We start from the raw sequence: 18,347 nt of genomic DNA, 5'->3' as shown, positions 1-18,347 counted from the left end.
GCGGGTGGCGGGCCTGACCGAAGCGGCGCTGGACCCGGTTCTGACCGGTCAGCCCGATCTGGTCGAAGCCGCGCTGCGCATGATCTATCCCGATGCCGGGGCGCCGCGCGATCTGGTGGCGCTGCGTGCCGCCGCGGGGATGCTGGGGATCCCGCTGGCGCGGATGCTGTTGCTGCTGCTGCGCGATGACCAGACCGATGGCGCCTTTGTCTCGATCCTGCTGCGGCAGGGCGTCGATCTGCTGGATCAGCCCGGCCCGCACGCGCCGGGATGGGACGAAGACGCGCTGGCGGCGTTTCTGCGGGCCTCGCGCGCCTTTCGCTGCCGCATTCTGGTCGGCGGCAAGATCTGTGGCAGCGGCGTGCTGATCACGCCGCGCCTCGTGCTGACGGCGCAGCATGTGCTGGAGGGGAGGGGCGCCGGGGCAAGGATCGAGGTTCTGGCCTCGGACGGGCATCTGCACGCGGCGCAGGTGATCCTTGAAGTGCCCTATGACCCGGCCGATCCACAGGGTCTGCCACCGCAGCCGGTGCCTGCGGCGGCGGGATCAGGCGCGGGAAACGCGGATGTGGCGCTGCTGCGTCTGGACCACCCGCTTGGCCATCGCTATGGCCGCGCCGCCCTGCCCGAAGCGGCGGTTCCGGTCCGGCAGGTCACGCGGATGATCCTGATTCACTATCCCGAGGGGCAGGCGCGTGGGGTCGAATTCGGCGAGGTCCATCCCGGACAGGGCTGTTCGCTGCGGCTGCGGCATGATGCGCCCTCGGCGCCCGGTTCTAGTGGCGGGGCCTGCTTTGACAATCAGCTGCGCTTTCTGGGGCTGCATCAGGGCAAATGGATCGGCGCGGGCAGCCGCAAGGGGCGTCTGGTGCCGCATGATCAGTTCGCCGCGCTGCCCGATTTCCGCGAACGCCTGTCGGCGGACCGGACCCCGCGCCATCTGTGGTCGCTGGACGGCACGCTGGACAGCCATATCATCATTGGCCGGGCGCTGTTCTTCGATACGGTCTGCGCCATCGTCGAGGGCGAGGTTGCGTTGCTGCGCGGCCTGTGGATCCGGCGGGGCCGGGCGCTGGCCGGGCTGGGCTTTTCCTTTCAGATGCTTGAGGCCTGGCTGGCCGCGCTGGAGGCGCCTGACCGCTGCCTGCGGGTCGCGCCGTCGCTGGCCTCGGACGATCTGATCGCGCTGGTGCAGGAGGCGCGCGGGGGCGGCCCGGCCCCCGGCGCCCATGCGGGGGTGCGCGCGGGCGAAACCACGCGGCTGGCCACCGATGCCGACCGCGCCCGCGCCATCGCCGATGCACTGGAGGCCGAGGCTCGGGCCGACGGGCGCCCGGTCTGGATCTATCTCGACGATCCGCCGGCAGAGCTGGATCAGCCGGTCCAGTTTCAGCTGGAACATCTGGTGCATCAGATCCTGACCCGGCCGTCGCTGCGGCTGGTGCTGGCGGGATACGACAGCTATGGGCTGGACGCGCCGATGGTGCAGTCGGTCGCCGATGCGCGCGCCTCGCGGGTGGCCTGCGTCATGCGCGAGATCATCGAGGATTTCCGAAGCGAGGACGTGGCGCAGACCATTGCCGCAATCTCGGACAGTCTGGGGATGGGGTTCGCGCCCGACGTGGTGACCCATATCGCCGGAAGGGTGCTGGAGGGCCTGCCGCAGCACGGCGGCTTTTATGCGCCCGCCCTGCTGGCCGAGGTCGCCCTGCGCATCCGCACGCGTGTCACCGCCGAGGCAGGCCGGTGAAGGGCACGGATGACACCACGCTGGCGCTGACCGGTCAGGTGCGGGCATGGGCGGCCTATCGCGGCGCCTTCGACCCGGCCGAGGCGCTGCGCGCGGTCATCGGCACGCCGGTGGGTGCCGATCCGCTGCTGGTGGCGCGGGTGCTGGCGGCGCTGCGCTCTGACTGCGTGATCCTGCCGGGGCCGGAGGGCGAGCAGTGGGAACTGCGCCCCAGCCCCCGGCGCAAACTGTTGTCGGGCGTGGCCGGGGCGGGGGATGCCCCCGACGCACCTGCCGCCCCCGGCGCGCCTGATGCACCGGATGCACCGGATGCGCCTGACACGCCGGTCGCGCGGGCGCTGCGCGGGCAGGCGCCCTATGGTCCCGCCGATCTTGGGGCACTGGTGGCCGATGCAGGCCCGGTCGAGGCGCTGCGCGATGCGGTGGCCACGCTGGACCGTGCCGGTCCCGGCGCGCCCGCCTATCCGCTGCTGACGCCACTGCGCGCGGCGCTGAACACGGGTCTGGCGGTCCGGCGCAGCGACGAGATTCTGGCCCCCGGCTTTTTTGGCCGCGACGACGAACGCCTTCGCATCGCCGACTGGATCGCGCGACCGCAGCACGAACCGCCGCTGCGCACGCTGCATATCTCGGGGCTGCCGGGAATGGGCAAATCCTATCTGCTGGAACAGGCGATCCGCGAGGCGCGTCTGGACCGCCAGCCTCTGATCCTGCGGCTGGATTTCGACCGCGCCGCGCTGGACGTGCGCGATGGCCACGCCTTTTTCGAAGAGCTGTCCCGTCAGGTCGCCGACAGCCTGCCCGAGGCGGCGACGCATTTGCAGCAGGCGCGGCTGGACAGTGCGCAGGCCAAGGTCTCGCAATCCGGGCGGGGCGCGCGGGGGCGCCTGCCGCGCGCGCTGATCGGGGCCACCGCGCGGGCGCTGCGCGACAGCGGGCGGATGCTGCTGGTGGTGCTGGACACGCTGGAAATGCTGCGCGCGCGGGGCGAAACCGATATGCGGACCCTGTTCGAGCATCTCGACCAGCTGGCCAAAGGCGCGGGGCCGGTCCAGATCCTGTCGGCGGGCCGGGGCGACGCGCTGGACCCGGTGCCCCAACGGCTTGCAGGCCATGTGCCGTTGCTGGGGCTGGAGGATACCGCCGCCCGCGCGATCCTGACCGCGCATGGCATCGCGCCCGGTCTGTGGCCCGCGATCCTGCCGCTGGCGCGCGGCAACCCGCTGTTGCTGACGCTGGCGGGCAAGGCGATGACGGGCGGCGCGTTCGACGCCGAGGGTCTGCCGCGCGCGGCCAGCGACGAGACGATCGGCGGCTATCTCTATCGCGCGATCCTCAGCCGGGTGCCCGCGCGGCTGCGCCGGATCGCCAATGAGGGGCTGATCCTGCGCCATATCGACCGCGACATGCTGCGCCGGATCGTGGCGCCCGCGCTTGGCCTTGCGCTGACGGCGTCCGAGGCGGGGCAGATCCTGACCGAGCTGAACGACCAGCACTGGCTGGTCCAGCGCGACGCCTCGGGGCGGACGCGGCACCGCGGCGATGTGCGGCGCGCCTTTCTGCCGCTGATCTATGCCGACAGCCCCGATGACTGCGCCGCCATCGACGCCCGCGCCGCCGCAGTTCTGGCCGACAGCGACCCGTTGTCGGCGCTGTATCACCGCTTGCAGCTGTTCCGCGCCACGGGCGAGCTGCCCCCCGTCCCGGCGGAACTGGCGGCGGGATTCACGCAGGATATGCTGGACGATCTGGTCCCCCGCGCCCGCGATGCCGTGCTGCAGGCGCAGGGGCGGCGTTCGCAGTACCGCATGGCAGGGGCGCCGCCGGATGTCGCCGCGACCCCTCCTGCCACCCCGGCAGATGCCCCGCCCGATGTCCGCCCGACCAAAGCCTCTGCGACCGCCGCACCGCGCCTGCGCGATGAGGATGGCGCGCCGCTGTTCTTTTTCGATCCGTCCCGCCGCCGGGTCATTCAGGCAAGCGCCGCCAACCCCGCGCCGCCGGGCCAGCCCGATCCGCGCGGGGTGCGCGATCTGGTCAACATGCTGCGCTCGGGCGCCGAGCGCGAGGCGGCGCATGTGCTGGAACATGCGCTTGGCGGGGCCTTTACCGCCGCTTCCGAGGCCGGGCGGACGGTGATGGATTTCCTGTGGGTCGGGGGCCGGTGGGGCGCGGCGCGGCGACTGGCCGATGCCTGCGCGCCGCGTGACGCCGGTGGCATCGCCACCTTCATCCTTGGCCGCGAGGGACCGGAACGTCGCTTTGCCGCCGAGATGATGGCCGAGTTCCGTTGCGACGCCTTTACCCGCTGGCTGCGGTCGGGCGACCATCACGACCAGATCATGCAGGTCCGGCAGGAGACCGGGCGGCAGGGGATCGAGGGCATGGCGCTGGACATGGCCCTGATCGCGGCGGCACCCGATCTGGCGGCGCTGTCGGGGTTGCGCGCCTTTGATCTGCCGCTTGGGGTGCTTGCCCCCTGGCTGGAGGCGCCGCTGGTGCCGCAACTGACCGCCGCGCTGCGCCGCGGGTGGGAGCGGCGGCAGGACCAGGGGCTGACATTGCTGCCATCGGACCCCGACCCCTGGCAGGCCATGGTGATCCCGCCGGATCTGGACGCCGTGCAGCGGCTGGCCCTGCCCGCGCGGCGGATGGCGGTGCTGAACCCGGTCGAGATCCCGCTGCAGGCCTGTCTGATGTCCGAGGGTCTGGCGCGCGCGGTCCCGGACCATCTGACGGCCGCCGCCGCGATCACGGCGCGTCTGGCCGGTCTGGCGGGGATGCGCCATGACGGGCCGGGGGCGGCGCCCGAGGCCTCCGACAGCTTTGACACCCGCGCCCCCGCATCTGTGGCCGAGCGGTTTGCGACGCTTGGTCTGACCGCCGACTGGCTGGAGGGGTTCGCCATTTTGCATCCCGTCGCGGACCTGCCCGCGCTGGCTCATGCCGCCGAACGCTGGCGGCGCACCGCCGCCGGGCTGTGGAGCCATGGCCGCCAGCCGCCGCAGGGCTGGCGCGGGGCCGGGGGCGCCGATGCGGTGGCGATGCTGCGCGCCCGCGAACTGCTGGCATGTGACGACGGTGATCTGGCCACCGCCCTGCTGATCTGGGCGCAACCTGACCCCGACGCCGATCCCTTGGCGGCCATGCAGCAACTGGAACGGCGCTTTCAGCGGCGGCTGTCGCTGGCGGTCGATCAGGCGGCCGCGGATCGGGGCGCGGCAGATGCGGGCGCGTCGGACGGGGGCGCGTCAGACGGGGCGCTGCGCACCGCGCTGACCGGATTGCAGGCGGGCGGCGTGCCCGCCGTGTTCGCGGCTCCGCTGGCCGTGATGGCCACGCGCCGTCTGACCATCATGGATGTTTTCTCAGGGAGTTCAGCATATGCCTGACCATAGCGAAACGATCCGGCGTCTTGAACGGATTGCGCAGGCCGGTGGCTTTGATGTCGCGCGCCAGAGCATTGGCCGGGGCAACCCGGTTCTGGCCGAGATGGGCCTTGATCCCGACCGGGCGCTGGAGGCGCTGAAGGCCGGGCCATCGCGGCTGGAGAGCGTGGGCATGCCCCCCGGCCAGATGGAGGCCATCGTGCGCGCCACCGGGCGCCCGCCGCTGCTGGTCCGCAATGGCAGGGTGCAGGGGGTTTCGGCGCTGGTGGGCGATTTTCCGGCCGATATCGACGTGCGGATCGCGGCGGTCCAGCGCTTTCTGCCCTCGGTCGGGCGGATCGAGTTCCTGAATCACGATCTGGCCTGGGGCGGCACCGGCTGGGTCATCGACGAGGACGGGCCGGACCACCTGCTGGTCGTGACCAACCGGCATGTGGCCGCGCTGGTGGCGCAACGCAGCTGGCGCGGCGACGGGGTCTTTCTGTTCTCGCGCTATGGCGCCAACCGCTATGGCGCCGCGATTGATCTTGGCGAAGAGCATGGCGTGGCCGCCGACCCGGCCTCGGTCCTGCGGATCGAGCGGTTCACCTATATCGCCGATGACGTCTCGGCCGATGTGGCGCTGGCGCGGATCAGCCGCCCGCCCGCGGGGATGGGCGTGACGCCGCTGCCTCTGGCCGGGACCGATGGGGCCGATGGCGAGATGGTGGCCACCGTGGGCTATCCGGCCACCGATGGCCTGCGCAATGATCCCGACGAGATGGAGCAGTATTTCCGCGGCCTCTATGACGTCAAACGCTTTGCCCCCGGCTTTCTGCGGGTCGATGCGGGGGCCACCGTCCTTGGCCATGACTGCACGACGCTTGGCGGCAATTCCGGCTCTCCGCTTTTGTCGCTGGAGCGGGGCGAGGTGGTGGGGCTGCACTATGCGGGCCGGTATGGGGTGGGAAATTCGGCGGTGCGCGCCAGCACCCTGCGCCGTCTGCTGGACGCAGACATCCGCAGCCATCCCGCCGCCGCGCTGCCTGATGCCGCGCCCGAGACGCGCGACGGAGACCGCCCGCCCGACCATTTCGCGGGCCGCGCGGGGTTTGACACCGGGTTTCTGCATGTGGCGCCCGTGCCCCTGCCGGTGCTGCCGGCAGGGACGACGCCGCGCCTGTCGCGCCCGCTGGAACTGGCCCGCCCCTCGGACGCGACCGGGGACCGCCCGCACGAGTTGCGCTATCAGCATTTCGGGGTGTTGTTCTCGCTGGCCATGAAGCAGCCGGCTCTGGCGGCGCTGAACATCGACGGCGAGCGGACGATCCCGGTCAAACGGGGCCGCGACCGCTGGTTCCGCGACCTGCGCATCCCCGCCGAAGCGCAGCTGGGCCGCGCCGATTACGGCGATCCCGACATCGACCGGGGCCATATGGTGCGCCGCGCGGCCACCAACTGGGGCGATGACGAGGCCGAGGCCAGACGGGCCGATGACGACAGCTTTCACTACACCGTCGCCGCCCCCCAGCACCGCCTGCTGAACCGGGGTCACGCCCAGTGGCTGGGGCTGGAGGATTATGTGCTGAACAACGCCCGTACCTTTGGCTTTCGCGCCTGCGTCTTCGCCGGGCCGGTCTTTACCGATGACGATCCGCCGCTCGGCACCACCGGGGCACCGCTGCCGCTGCATTTCTGGAAGGTCGTGACGATGCTGGCCGAGGATGCGACCGGTATCCTGCGCCTGCACGCCACCGCCTATCTGCTCAGTCAGGGCCAGCTGGTTCAGGACATGCTGCGGGAGCGGGGCGAGACCGAGGCGATGGAGGGGTTCTCGTTCGGTGCCTACAAGACCTTTCAGCTGCGCGTCACCGACCTTGAGACGCTGACCGGCTATGATTTCGGCCCGCTTGCCGAGGCCGACCCGCTGGCACGGGCCGAGGAAAGTCTGGGCCTGCGCCCGCTGGTCGAGGTCGGGGACTATGCGCAGATCGTCCTGTGACGGCGGCGGGCCGGGTTCTGCTTCCCGGACCGCGCCTGTGCGCCTGAAAAATCCGCAGACTGCCTGCGCCGGTGGGGCGGCGCTTGACAGGTCCGGGCGCCGGGCCGTTCCATCGGATGAACCGCAGCGGAGAAACGACCATGTGCACGGCATGTCTGATCGAAAACGTCAAAACCCATATGCTGTCGCGTCGCAGCCTGTTCACGGGGGCCGCAGCCACGGCCGCGACGGGCGCGGCCGCGGGCCTTCTGTCGGCGCGACCGGCACTGTCGCAGGCCATGGGCCGGTTCGGGATCGAGGGTCTGACCAATCTGGGCCAGCTTCCGGCCACCGGGGCCACGATCTTTATCGGCGCGCCAAAGCATCGCGGGGGCACCGGCGGCCCGGCGCGGGTGCTGGCCATGAACTGACGCCACCGGCGACCGGACAGGAGGCCGCATCCCGTGCCAGACCAGACCTATGCCCTGACGATGGCGCGATACAACCTGTGGCAGAACCACAGCATGACCGAAGCCGTGTCCCGCCTGCCCTCGGACGAACGGGACCGGGACCGTGGCGCCTTTTTCGGGTCGATCCGCCGGACGTTTCACCATATCTTCTGGGGTGACCGCGTCTGGATGAGCCGGTTTGCCGGGCTGCCCGCGCCGGAGGGTGGTCTGGCAAGCTCGACCGGTTTTCCCGGTGATTGGGCCGCTTTCTGCCTGCAGCGGCAGGCACTGGACCATCAGATCGTGACATGGGCCCATGACCTGAACCCGGTCTGGTTCGGACAGGACAACGTCGGGGGCATGGCCAGCAGCATGGCGGGCCGGGCGGCGTCGCGCGCAGAACTGGTTATGCACATGTTCAATCACCAGACCCATCATCGCGGTCAGATTCATGCGATGATTACGGCGGCGGGTGGCAGCACCGGGGCGACCGATCTGTTCCGGATGCCTGACCCTTACAGAACCCTCACCGCGTGACCCGGGCCCCGTCGGGTGACGGATGACGCTTCTTTTGTCGTCGGTGATCGGATAGGCGACGGGTCGGTTTGGACAACAGGGATGACCCGCATGCTGCCATGGATGGAACTGGCGACCGCGACTGCACCGGCAGGCGACACGCTCAGGCTGTTGCGCCGGGGGGACGAGTTCTCGATCCGCCTTCAGGGCGGGAACGAGCTGATGAACAGTCGGCTTGGCGGGTCGGAAGAGGCGCTGGCCACGCTGGTTCTCGACCGTCTTGCCGACCGGGCGGCGCCGCGTGTTCTGATCGGGGGGCTTGGCATGGGCTTTACCCTGCGGGCGGCGCAGGCCAAAGCCCCGCCCGGCGCGCGCCTGATCGTGGCCGAGATCGTGCCCGAGCTGGTCGGCTGGGCCGGGGCGCAGATGGCCGAGGTGTTCGGCGATTGCCTGTCGGACCCGCGCGTCGAGGTCTGGACGGGCGATGTCTGCGCCTTCATCCGCGCCGGGGCAGGGGCGTTCGACGCCATCCTGCTGGATGTCGATAACGGCCCGGATGGTCTGACGCGGACCGGAAACGATGCGCTTTACAGCGAGGACGGGCTGCGGTTCGCGCGCCGGGCGCTGACGCCCGGCGGCATTCTTGCGGTCTGGTCGGCAGCCGGGGACCCGGCCTTTGCAAAGCGGCTGTCGCGATGCGGTTTTGACGTCAGCACGCACGCGGTGCGCGCCGGGCGCGCCGGGCGCGCCAGACGCGGCAGCCGCCACACGATCTGGATCGGGGTCCGGACCGGTGCCTAGATCCCCGCGCTGCCCGGTTCAGGCGCGGTCAGCGCAGGTGGCGCATCGCGGGCGACAGACGCGCCATGCCGACGATTTCGTACTGATGCGTCTCCGGGTTCATCACGACCAACCCGTTGCCGCGCAGCTCAAGCGTCAGGGCCTGTGCCTGATCGCCCAGAGCTTCGAAAAGAGACAGCACCCATTCCAGCATGTCACGGGTCAGCTCGACGCTGGTGTCACCCACCATATCGCGTGTTGAAAGCATCTGAAAAACATCCTCGTTAAAACTGACAACCTCATACCTTATGTTTAGCACATTGGCACGGCACTGTCTAAAAGGTCAGTCCAAAAAGACAGTTTTAGATATGTATTGACAACACGCTGCCTCTCCGATGCGCACTGCCCGCGCGGCCTCTGTTTTCCGGGGCCGCGCGGGGGGGGAGGGTGCATCAGGCGTCGACGACCAGCACCTGCCCGGTGATGAAGCCATCGACCGACCGCTCGAACGCCTTGCCGACCAGCGCGCCGGGCACCGGCTGAAAGCCCGGCATCATCTCTCCATAGACCTCCCACGCCTCCTCCAGCACGGTCGGGTTGACCACGTTGATGCGCAGGCCACGCGGCAGTTCGGGCGCCACGCAGCGCACGAACGTGTCGATGGCGCCGCTGGTGGTGGCATCCGCGATGGCCTGCGGGACCGGCTTGAGGTTCAGAATGCCTGAAATCAGCGTGAACGAGCCGCCATCGGTGACGTGATCACAGCCGATGCGCACCAGATTGATCTGGCCCATCATCTTGCCCGCCACGGTGGCCTGCCACTGATCCCCGGTCATCTCGACAAAGGGGGCATATTCGCAATGGCCCGAGGTGTTGACCACCGCATCGACCGGGCCCACCGCCGCGAACAGCCTTCGGATCGACTCCGAATCGGTCAGGTCGACCCGGTGATCGCAGCCCGTGCCCGAGCGGCTGGCGGTGATCACCCTGTGGCGGCCAAGGCCCGTGCGGGCCGCCTGACCCATCATGCCAGTGGCGCCGATCAGAAGAACGGTTTTCATGTTCAGTCCTTTTCAGATTGCAGAGAGGGAAAACTCAGGAGGCGGGCCGGGCCGCGCCTGCCAGCAGACCGGCCAGAAAGCCCGTCGCCTCGGCCTGCGGCAACCGGCCCGACACGACATGCTGCGCGACGCTGGCCGCCGCACCCAGAAAGCCGACCAGCGTGATCTGATCGGGTGCGCCGCCGCCGCGTTCGGTCAGCATCCGTCGGCACAGGTCCAGATAGCGGTCGTCGCAATCGTGTTTCATCGCCTCCATCCGGGCGGTTCCCTTCATGGCGGCGGACAGGGCGGCGGCAACCGGACCCGACTTTATCTCGCAGTCGACATAGGCGGCCGCGATCGTCCGTGCCCCGGCCTCCAGCGTGCCGGCCGCGGCCAGCAGCCGTTCGAGATCGTCGATATGGCGCGTGTAATACCGCTCGTACAGCGCGCAGAGCAGGCCGGCGCGGTCGCCGAAATGATCATAGGCCACAGGTTTGGACACGCCGCCCAGCCGCGCAACCTCGGCCAGGGTCAGGGCATCCGCGCCCCGATCTGCGATCAGGCGCCAGGCGGCATCCAGCAGGGCGTCCCTGCGTTCCTGCCGGGGAAGACGGTGATACGACATCGGTAAGTTACCATCAGTAAGGTTACTCTTGGTAGGCTTCCGTCGCGCCGGATGCAAGAGCCAATTCATCGGGGAAGGGCGCGGCCGGGTTTTTCGCGCCCCGCCCCCGGATCATCCCATCACGGCGCTTGCGCGGCGTGCGCTGCGGGCACAAGGTGCGCGCGATGGGACAGGCTGCGGAGGCCGGGATGACGCGTCGGATGTTCACGAAACAGATGGGGCTGCTGGCGACATGTCTTGCCCTGATGGTGCCACTGCCCGCCGGGGCCGATCCGGCGCTGGTGCCCGACCGGCGCGTCAGCCTGATGCCCGACACCGATCTGCCCGGCGGCGATCTGGGGCCGGTCTTTGACACCGCATTCGAGGCCTGCGTGCAGGCCTGCGTCACCAATGACCGCTGCGAGGCGCTGACCTATAACCAGACCTCTCGGGCGTGCTTTCCGAAATCCGGTGGTGGCCAGCCCACACCCTATGTCGGCGCGCTTTCGGCGCTGGTGATCGACAACGCGGCCTCGCAGACCGAGGCAGGGCGCCGCGCCGCCGCCGCCGACTGGCTGGAGACCCGCGACCGCGAGGCCGCGCTGGCGCAGGCGCGCGGGTTTGCCGGGCTGTTCACGGCCCGTGCCAGCGATGACCCCACAGGTGATGCGCAACAGGCCATTGCCCGGAACGACCGCGACGCGGCCATGGCCTATCTTGCGACCGCGATCGGGCGCACGGATCAGGCATGGGCGTGGCTGGAGCTGGCCCGCCAGACCCTGCCCGACCCCGACGAGGCCAGCCTTGATCGCGCCGAGACGGCGGCGTTGCTGGCGCTGAACGCCTATCTGCGCGCGGCGGATGACGATCTTGCCGCGCAGGCGCTGGAGATGCTGGCCATCGCGTGGGAACGGGCCGGGCGCGGGCGCGACGCGCTGTCGGCGTTGCGCCTTGCGGCCCGGATCAGCGACCGTCCGGGCATTGCCGACGCGCTGGCCGCGTCCGAGGCCCGCAACGGGTTCCGGGTCATGGCGGATGATGTGCGGTCAGAGAGCCTCGCGCCGGAAATCTGCGCGACATTCTCGCAGCCCCTGTCCGAAAGCGTGGATTACCAGCCCTTTGTGCGCCTGCCCGACACCGGGCTGACGGTCGAGGCGCGCGAGGATCAGCTGTGCATCGGCGGGCTGAGCCATGGCCAGCAGATCGCCATCGGCCTTCGGCGCGGGCTGCCCTCGGCCAGCGGCGATCTGCTGGCGCGCGATGTCGAGATCAAGGGCTATGTCCGCGACCGCGCGCCCTCGGTCCGCTTTCCGGGGCGCAGCTATGTGCTGCCCGCGCGCGGCGATCAGGGGCTGGCGATGGCGACGGTCAATCTGGATCAGGTCGATCTGCGCCTGATGCGGATTTCCGACCGCAACCTGATCGGGGTGATGCAGGACAATCTGTTCGCCCGCCCGCTGGACGCATGGTCGGCGCGCAGCTTCAACGAGACCCGCGCCACGCTGATCTGGCAGGGCACTGCCAGCGTGCCGGGGGCGGGCCCCGATGCGATGAACAGGGACCTGACCACGCGCCTGGCCATCCCCGCCGAGGCCGGTCCGCTGGAGCCCGGCATCTATGTGCTGCAGGCCACCGTTCCGGGACGTCCCGAGGACGAGACCGGCGTGGCGGCGCAGTGGTTTGTCATCTCGGATCTGGGGATCTCGACGCTGATGGGCGCGGACGGGCTGACGGTCGTGGTGCGCGGTCTGGGCGATGCGGGCGCCAGACCGGGAACCGAGGTTGCGCTGCTGTCACGCTCGAATGCGGTTCTGGCGACGGTCGTGACCGATGATGAGGGCGTGGCCCGGTTCGACGCGGGTGTGACGCGCGGCACGGGGCCGGCGTCCCCGACGGTGGTCATGGCCAGCCAGTCGCAGGGCGAGGGCGCCGCGCGGCAGGTCACCGACATGGCGTTCCTGTCGCTGACCGATCCCGAATTCGACCTGTCCGACCGCGGCGTCGAGGGCATGCCGCCCAGCCCGCCCATCGACGTGTTCGCAACGCTGGACCGGGGCGCCTATCGCGCGGGCGAGGTGATGAACCTGACGGTTCTGGCCCGTGACAGCCGCGTGCAGGCGCTGGACGGCGTGCCGCTGACCGCGATCCTCTATCGCCCCGACGGGGTCGAGGCCGCGCGCCAGATGCCCACGCAGACCGGCGCGGGCGGCTATGTGCTGGCCTTCCCGATTGCGGATACCGCGCCGCGCGGCACCTGGCGCATCGACATCCGGGCCGAGGCGGACGGCCCCGCGCTGGCATCCGTCCGCGCGCTGGTCGAGGATTTCATGCCCGAGCGGATCGGTTTTGCCCCCGCTTTGCCCGATGGACCCTATCTGGCGGGCGATGACATCGCCATCGCTCTGGACGCGCGCTGGCTGTTTGGTGCGCCTGCCGCCGAACTGCCGGTCGAGGGTTTTGTGACATGGCAGCCCGCGCAGGATCTGCCCGGCTTTGCGGGCATGCGCTTTGGCCGCCACGACAGTCAGGACGCGCCCGAAATCACCTATCTTCCCGCCGGTCAGACCGATGCGCAGGGCCGGTTTGAAACCGAGCTGACGCTGCCCGCCGCCGCCGCCGCCGCGCAGACGGCCCGGTTTACCCTGCAGGTCCGTGAGGGCGCAGGCCGCCCGGTCGAGCGTACCGAGACGCGGCTGGTCCTGCCCGATCTGCCGCTGATCGGCATCCGGCCCCTGTTCGAGGGCGACACGGTGTCCGAAGGGTCCGAGGCGCGGTTTGCCTTTGCCGCCGCCGCCCCCGATCTGACCGCCGCCGATCTGGCCATTCGCTGGACGCTGAACCGGATCGAGACCGATTACCAATGGTATGCGCTGGACGGGCAGTGGAACTGGGAAACGATCACCCGCCGCCGCCTCGTGTCGCAGGGCGACGCGCGGGCGGGCGGGGCCGGGATTGCCGTGCCGGTCGACTGGGGGCAGTACGAACTGGTGGCGGTGGCGGCGGAGGGTCAGTCTGCGGCGGCCTCGGTGCAGTTCTGGGCCGGATGGGGGGCTGTGCAATCGGGCACCGAGACACCCGACCGCCTGTCGGTCTCGCTGGACAAGCCTGCCTATCAAAGCGGCGAGGTGGCGCGGGTCCGGGTCGCGGCGCAAAGCGATGCGACGGCGCTGGTCTCGGTTCTGTCGAACCGGGTGGTGGCGCTGAAGGCCGTGGCCCTGACCGAAGGCGACAACCTGATCGAGCTGCCGGTGACCGATGAATGGGGCGCGGGCGCCTATGTCACGGTCAGCGCCTTGCGGCCCCTTGAGGGCGGCAGTGGCACCGGCAGTGGCACGGGCACCGGCGGCGCGCGCAGCCCGGCGCGGGCGCTGGGGCTGGCCTATGCGCCGGTCGATCCGGGGCCGCGCGCCCTGCAGGCCAGCATCGAGGTCGCGCCCGAGGCCAGCCCGCGCACCGCCCTGCCGGTGACGCTGCGCGTTGCGGGGGCCGAGGCGGGCGCGGTTGTGCAGGCCACGGTCGCGGTGGTCGATCAGGGCATCCTGAACCTGACCGGCTTTGCCTCGCCCGATCCGCGCGGGCATTACTTTGGCCAGCGCCGGTTGGGCGTGGGGCTGCGCGACATTTATGGCCGGCTGATCCTGCCGAGCGGCGCGCCGGACGGGGCGCTGCGATCCGGCGGCGATGCGGGGGGCGGAATGGGCACCAAGGCACCGCCGCCGACCGAACGGCTGATGAGCTGGTTTTCCGGCCCGGTGACCCTCGGCCCGGACGGCACCGCACGGCTTGAGGTGCCGGTGCCCGATTTCAACGGCGAGGTGCGGGTCATGGCCGTCGCATGGTCCGACCGCGCCATCGGTCAGGCCGAGGCCACGGCCCTGATCCGCGATCCGGTGGTGATGACCGTGACCGCGCCGCGCTTTCTGTCGCCCGGCGATCAGGCGCAGGTCTCGGTCGCGCTGACCCATGTGACCGGGCCTGCGGGGACGGTTACGCTGGCGGTCACGGATCAGGGCGAGGCGGGGCTGAACCCCGGCGCCTTCGCGCCGTCGCTGGACCTGTCCGAGAAGGGCAGCGCAAGCGTCACGGTTCCGCTGGATGCGGGCACCGGGCTGGGGCTGGGGCAGTTGCGCCTGACCCTGACGACGCCCGCCGGGGCGGTGGTGACCAAGGACATCACCATCCCCGTGTCGCTGGCCGAACCTGACGTGACCCGGCAGGCCCGCCTGACGCTGGCACCGGGCGAGACCGCCGCGATCGACCGCGCGCTGATGTCGGGGCTGACCCCGGATGCACGGCTGACCGCGACCGCAGGCGCCTTTGCCGCGCTGGATGTGGCGGGGGCGCTGGGGCGGCTGTCGCGCTACCCTTACGGCTGCACCGAACAGCTGGCCTCGGTCGCGATGCCGCTGATCTACATGCCCGACCTGTCGGCGCAGACGCGGCGGCCCTCTGATGCCGGGACCGATGCCGCCTTCGATCCGCGCAAGGCGGTGCAGGACGCGATCACCACGATCCTGACGCGGCAGACGGCGGGCGGCTCTTTCGGGCTATGGGCGCCGGACAGCGGCGATCTGTGGCTGGACGCCTATGTGACCGATTTCCTGTCGCGCGCCCGTGCGGGTGGATTTGCGGTGCCCGACCAGCCCTTTGCGACGGCCATCACCAATCTGCAGAACCGGGTGAACTATGCCACCGACCCGGCGGTGGCGGATGCGGGCGACAATGCCGCGCTGGCCTATGCCAGCATGGTGCTGGCCCGCGAACGGGCCGCGCGGATCGGCGATCTGCGCTACTATGCCGATGCGGCGATCGAGGGGTTCTCGACCCCGATGGCGGCGGCCCAGATCGGGCAGGCGCTGGCCACGCTTGGCGATCAGCCGCGCGCCGACCGGATGTTTGCGCAGGCGCAGGCGCTGCTGGCCGCGCAGACCACCGAGGCGCAGGTCTTCCGCCGCGATTACGGCACCGCCCTGCGCGACCGCGCCGCGGTTCTGGCCGCCGCGACCGAGGCGGGCTCGACCGTGATCCAGCCGCTGGCGCTGACCCGCGACCTGTCCCGCCAGATCGCCGCCCGCAATGGCAACCTGTCCACGCAGGAATCCGTCTGGACGGTGCTGTCGGCCCATGCGCTGGGTCAGGGCAGCCCGGCTCTGGCGGTGGACGGCCAGCCCATCGGCGCGGTCGTGGCCCCCCTCAGCCCTGCCGCGCAGGCCATCACCAATACCGGCGCGACCCCGACCGAGGTGACGCTGACCGCCTTTGGCCAGCCCGTCACGCCGCCGCAGGCGGGGGGCACGGGCTATGCCATCTCGCGCAGCTATTACGATCTGGACGGGCAGCCGATGGACCCGGCGCTGGTGGCGCTTGGCACCCGCATGGCGGTGGTGATCGAGGTGACGCCCTTCGCCCGCGCCGAGGGCGAGGGCGGGCGGCTGATCGTCAACGATCCCCTGCCTGCGGGGTTCGAGATCGACAACCCCAACCTGCTGCGCGCGGGCGACATCAGCGCGCTGGCATGGCTGGACGATCTGGCCGATCCCGAGATGAGCCAGTTCCTGACCGATCGCTTTACGGCGGCGGTGAACTGGACCCAGCCCCGGTCCTTCCGTCTGGCCTATCTGGTCCGCGCGGTGACGCCGGGCGTCTTCCGCCACCCCGCCGCCAGCGTCGAGGATATGTATCGCCCCGACTATCGCGGCTGGTCGGACGGCGCGCAGGTCCGCGTTGTGCGCTGACGACCCCTCGCGGCGGTGGGGGCTGCGCCTCATCGCCGTGGCGGCGTTGCTGTTCGGCGCGGGGCTGGCCCGAGACGGCGCTGTGGCCGCGCTGGACAGGTGGGTTGCGGCCACGCCCCTGCCCGCGCTGGCGGTGCCGGTCGGCGCCGAGGTGCTGGCCCGCGACGGCAGCCTGCTGCGCGCCTTTCAGGTGGCCGACGGGCGCTGGCGGCTGGCGCCGGGGGCGGTGGACCCGCGCTTTGTCGACATGCTGCTGATGTGGGAGGACGGGCGCTTTCGCGACCATGCCGGGGTCGATCCGCGCGCGGTCATGCGCGCGGGCGCGCAGGCGGTCTGGCATCGCCGCGTCGTGTCGGGCGCCTCGACCCTGACCATGCAGACCGCCCGGCTGCTGGAGGATGGGCCGACCGGCGAATGGGCCGGCAAGCAGCGCCAGCTGCGTCTGGCGCTGGCGCTGGAGCGGCGGCTGACCAAGGATCAGATCCTGGATCTGTATCTGCGGCTGGCTCCCTATGGCGGCAATGTCGAGGGCGTGCGCGCCGCCAGCCTGACATGGTTCGGCCGCGAGCCGCGCCGCCTGACCCCCGCGCAGGCCGCCCTGCTGGTGGCCCTGCCGCAATCGCCCGAAACCCGCCGCCCCGACCGCTTTCCCCGCGCCGCACGCCTTGCGCGCGACCGGGTGCTGGCCCGCGCCGCCCGGACCGGCCTGCTGACCGAAGACGAGGCCCGCGCCGCGATGGCCGAGCCGCTGCCCGGCACCCGCCGCGCCTTTCCGGCGCTGGCGCCCCTGCTGGCCGAACGCCTGCACCGCAGCCTGCCCGGCGCATTGCGGATCGAGACGACCATCGACCCGGCCCTGCAACGCCATGCCGAGGCGCTGGCCGCGCGGTCCGTGCGCGGCCACGGGGGGCGGCTGTCGGCGGGCATCGTGCTGGCCGATCACCGGACCGGCGCGATCCTCGCCTCGGTCGGCACGGCGGGCTGGACCGATACGCCGCGCGCGGGGTTCGTCGACATGACGCTGGCGCTGCGTTCACCGGGATCGACGCTGAAACCCTTTGTTTACGGTCTGGCTTTTGATGACGGGCTGGCCCATCCCGAAACGCTGATCGAGGATCGCCCGACCGCCTTCGGCAACTGGCAGCCGCAGAACTTCGACAACAGCTTCCGGGGCACCGTGTCGATCCGGCAGGCGCTGATCCTGTCGCTGAACATCCCCGTCGTGCGCGTGGCCGAGGCGGTGGGCCCGGCCCGGATCGTGCAGGCGCTGGACCGGGCGGGCGTTCGCCTCGTGGTGCCCTCGCAGACGGCAGGGCTGGCGATCACGCTTGGCGGGGCCGGGATCAGCCTGCAGGATCTGGCGCAGGGCTACGCCGCGCTGGCGCAGGGCGGGCAGGGGGTGACACTGTCGGCGCTGCCCGGCCAACTGGATGGGGGCCAGCTGGAGGGGCGGCAGCTGGATGGGCGGCAGGCGCGGCCCGGTCGGGTGGCGATGTTCGGCCCGGTGGCAGCATGGCAGGTCGGTCACATCCTGTCGCAACTGCCGCCGCCTGCGGGGGCGCGGCCGGGGCGGCTGGCCTACAAGACCGGCACCAGCTATGGCCACCGCGATGCGCTGGCGGTGGGGTTCGATGGCGGACATGTCGGCGCGGTCTGGCTGGGGCGGCCCGATGGCACGCCGGTGCCGGGCGCCTTTGGCGGCGATCTGGCGGCGCCGGTGCTGTTCGACCTGTTCGCGGCCTTGCCGGACATCGCGCTGCCCCCGCCTCCTGCCGCCACGCTGACCCTGCCCAATGCGGCGCTGCCGCTTGCACTGCGCCGTTTCGTGCGCCCGGGCGAGGTCAGCGGGCCGCAGACGGCGCAGGCCGACCCGCTGCGCCTGATCTATCCGCCCGACGGGGCCGAGGTCGAGGCGCGCGGCCTGACCCTGCCCGTCAGGCTGAGCGGCGGCACCCCGCCCTTTGCCGTCCTGCTGAACGGCCTGCCGGTGGCGACGGGCGCCATCACGGAAATGTCCGAGATTGCGCTGTCGGGGCCGGGCTTTTCGCGCGTGACCGTGATCGACGCCAGCGGCGCCTCGGCCAGTGCGCAGATCCGCGTGCAGTGACGCGGTGCCGCGCG

At 70.9% G+C, this 18,347-nt stretch carries 10 protein-coding genes and 1 pseudogene; 8 read left to right on the top strand and 3 right to left on the bottom strand.

Annotated features, from left to right (window positions below):
* Window positions 1–4: 4 nt before the first annotated feature.
* The 6 genes and pseudogenes from ACK41U_RS01685 to ACK41U_RS01660 all read left to right on the top strand — a co-directional run bounded on the left by ACK41U_RS01685 (window position 5) and on the right by ACK41U_RS01660 (window position 8,865).
* On the top strand, window positions 5–1,750 hold the full coding sequence (locus tag ACK41U_RS01685) for a trypsin-like serine peptidase (RefSeq protein WP_409674973.1): 1,746 nt from the start codon (window positions 5–7) through the stop codon (window positions 1,748–1,750).
* A complete protein-coding gene (locus tag ACK41U_RS01680; RefSeq protein WP_409674970.1) occupies window positions 1,747–5,142 on the top strand; it encodes an AAA family ATPase in 3,396 nt (1,131 codons plus the stop codon). Before ACK41U_RS01685 ends, ACK41U_RS01680 begins: the two co-directional genes overlap by 4 nt.
* Window positions 5,135–7,120 (top strand): DNA/RNA non-specific endonuclease, encoded by a 1,986-nt coding sequence (locus ACK41U_RS01675; protein ID WP_409674967.1) that lies wholly within the window; start codon window positions 5,135–5,137, stop codon window positions 7,118–7,120. Before ACK41U_RS01680 ends, ACK41U_RS01675 begins: the two co-directional genes overlap by 8 nt.
* A gap of 281 nt (window positions 7,121–7,401) precedes the next feature.
* Window positions 7,402–7,530, top strand: a pseudogene (locus ACK41U_RS01670) (cyclase family protein); the annotation flags it as partial.
* Window positions 7,531–7,563: 33 nt separating this feature from the next.
* Window positions 7,564–8,085, top strand: coding sequence for a DinB family protein (locus ACK41U_RS01665; protein ID WP_409674964.1), 522 nt, complete (start codon window positions 7,564–7,566; stop codon window positions 8,083–8,085).
* A gap of 81 nt (window positions 8,086–8,166) precedes the next feature.
* The gene (locus ACK41U_RS01660) at window positions 8,167–8,865 is read left to right on the top strand and encodes a spermidine synthase (RefSeq protein WP_409674961.1); all 699 of its coding nucleotides are present in this window, start codon (window positions 8,167–8,169) and stop codon (window positions 8,863–8,865) included.
* Between the two features lie 28 nt (window positions 8,866–8,893).
* On the opposite strand, the gene ACK41U_RS01655 is transcribed toward ACK41U_RS01660, so the two are convergent.
* The 3 genes from ACK41U_RS01655 to ACK41U_RS01645 all read right to left on the bottom strand — a co-directional run bounded on the left by ACK41U_RS01655 (window position 8,894) and on the right by ACK41U_RS01645 (window position 10,512).
* Entirely contained in the window at window positions 8,894–9,112 is a 219-nt protein-coding gene (locus ACK41U_RS01655) for a hypothetical protein (RefSeq protein WP_409674958.1), read from the bottom strand.
* Window positions 9,113–9,296: 184 nt separating this feature from the next.
* A complete protein-coding gene (locus tag ACK41U_RS01650) occupies window positions 9,297–9,905 on the bottom strand; it encodes a short chain dehydrogenase (protein ID WP_409674956.1) in 609 nt (202 codons plus the stop codon).
* Window positions 9,906–9,939: 34 nt separating this feature from the next.
* Window positions 9,940–10,512, bottom strand: coding sequence for a TetR/AcrR family transcriptional regulator (locus ACK41U_RS01645; RefSeq protein WP_409674953.1), 573 nt, complete (start codon window positions 10,510–10,512; stop codon window positions 9,940–9,942).
* Between the two features lie 164 nt (window positions 10,513–10,676).
* On the opposite strand from ACK41U_RS01645, the gene ACK41U_RS01640 reads away from it, so the two are divergent.
* Window positions 10,677–16,226, top strand: coding sequence for an alpha-2-macroglobulin family protein (locus tag ACK41U_RS01640; RefSeq protein ID WP_409674950.1), 5,550 nt, complete (start codon window positions 10,677–10,679; stop codon window positions 16,224–16,226).
* A complete protein-coding gene (pbpC, locus tag ACK41U_RS01635) occupies window positions 16,216–18,333 on the top strand; it encodes a penicillin-binding protein 1C (RefSeq protein ID WP_409674947.1) in 2,118 nt (705 codons plus the stop codon). Before ACK41U_RS01640 ends, pbpC begins: the two co-directional genes overlap by 11 nt.
* The last annotated feature ends 14 nt before the right edge of the window (window positions 18,334–18,347 follow it).

Origin of the sequence: Paracoccus sp. (in: a-proteobacteria), from assembly GCF_046289755.1 — a bacterium.
GTDB lineage: Bacteria > Pseudomonadota > Alphaproteobacteria > Rhodobacterales > Rhodobacteraceae > Paracoccus.
This window is presented reverse-complemented; position numbering and strand designations above follow the sequence as displayed.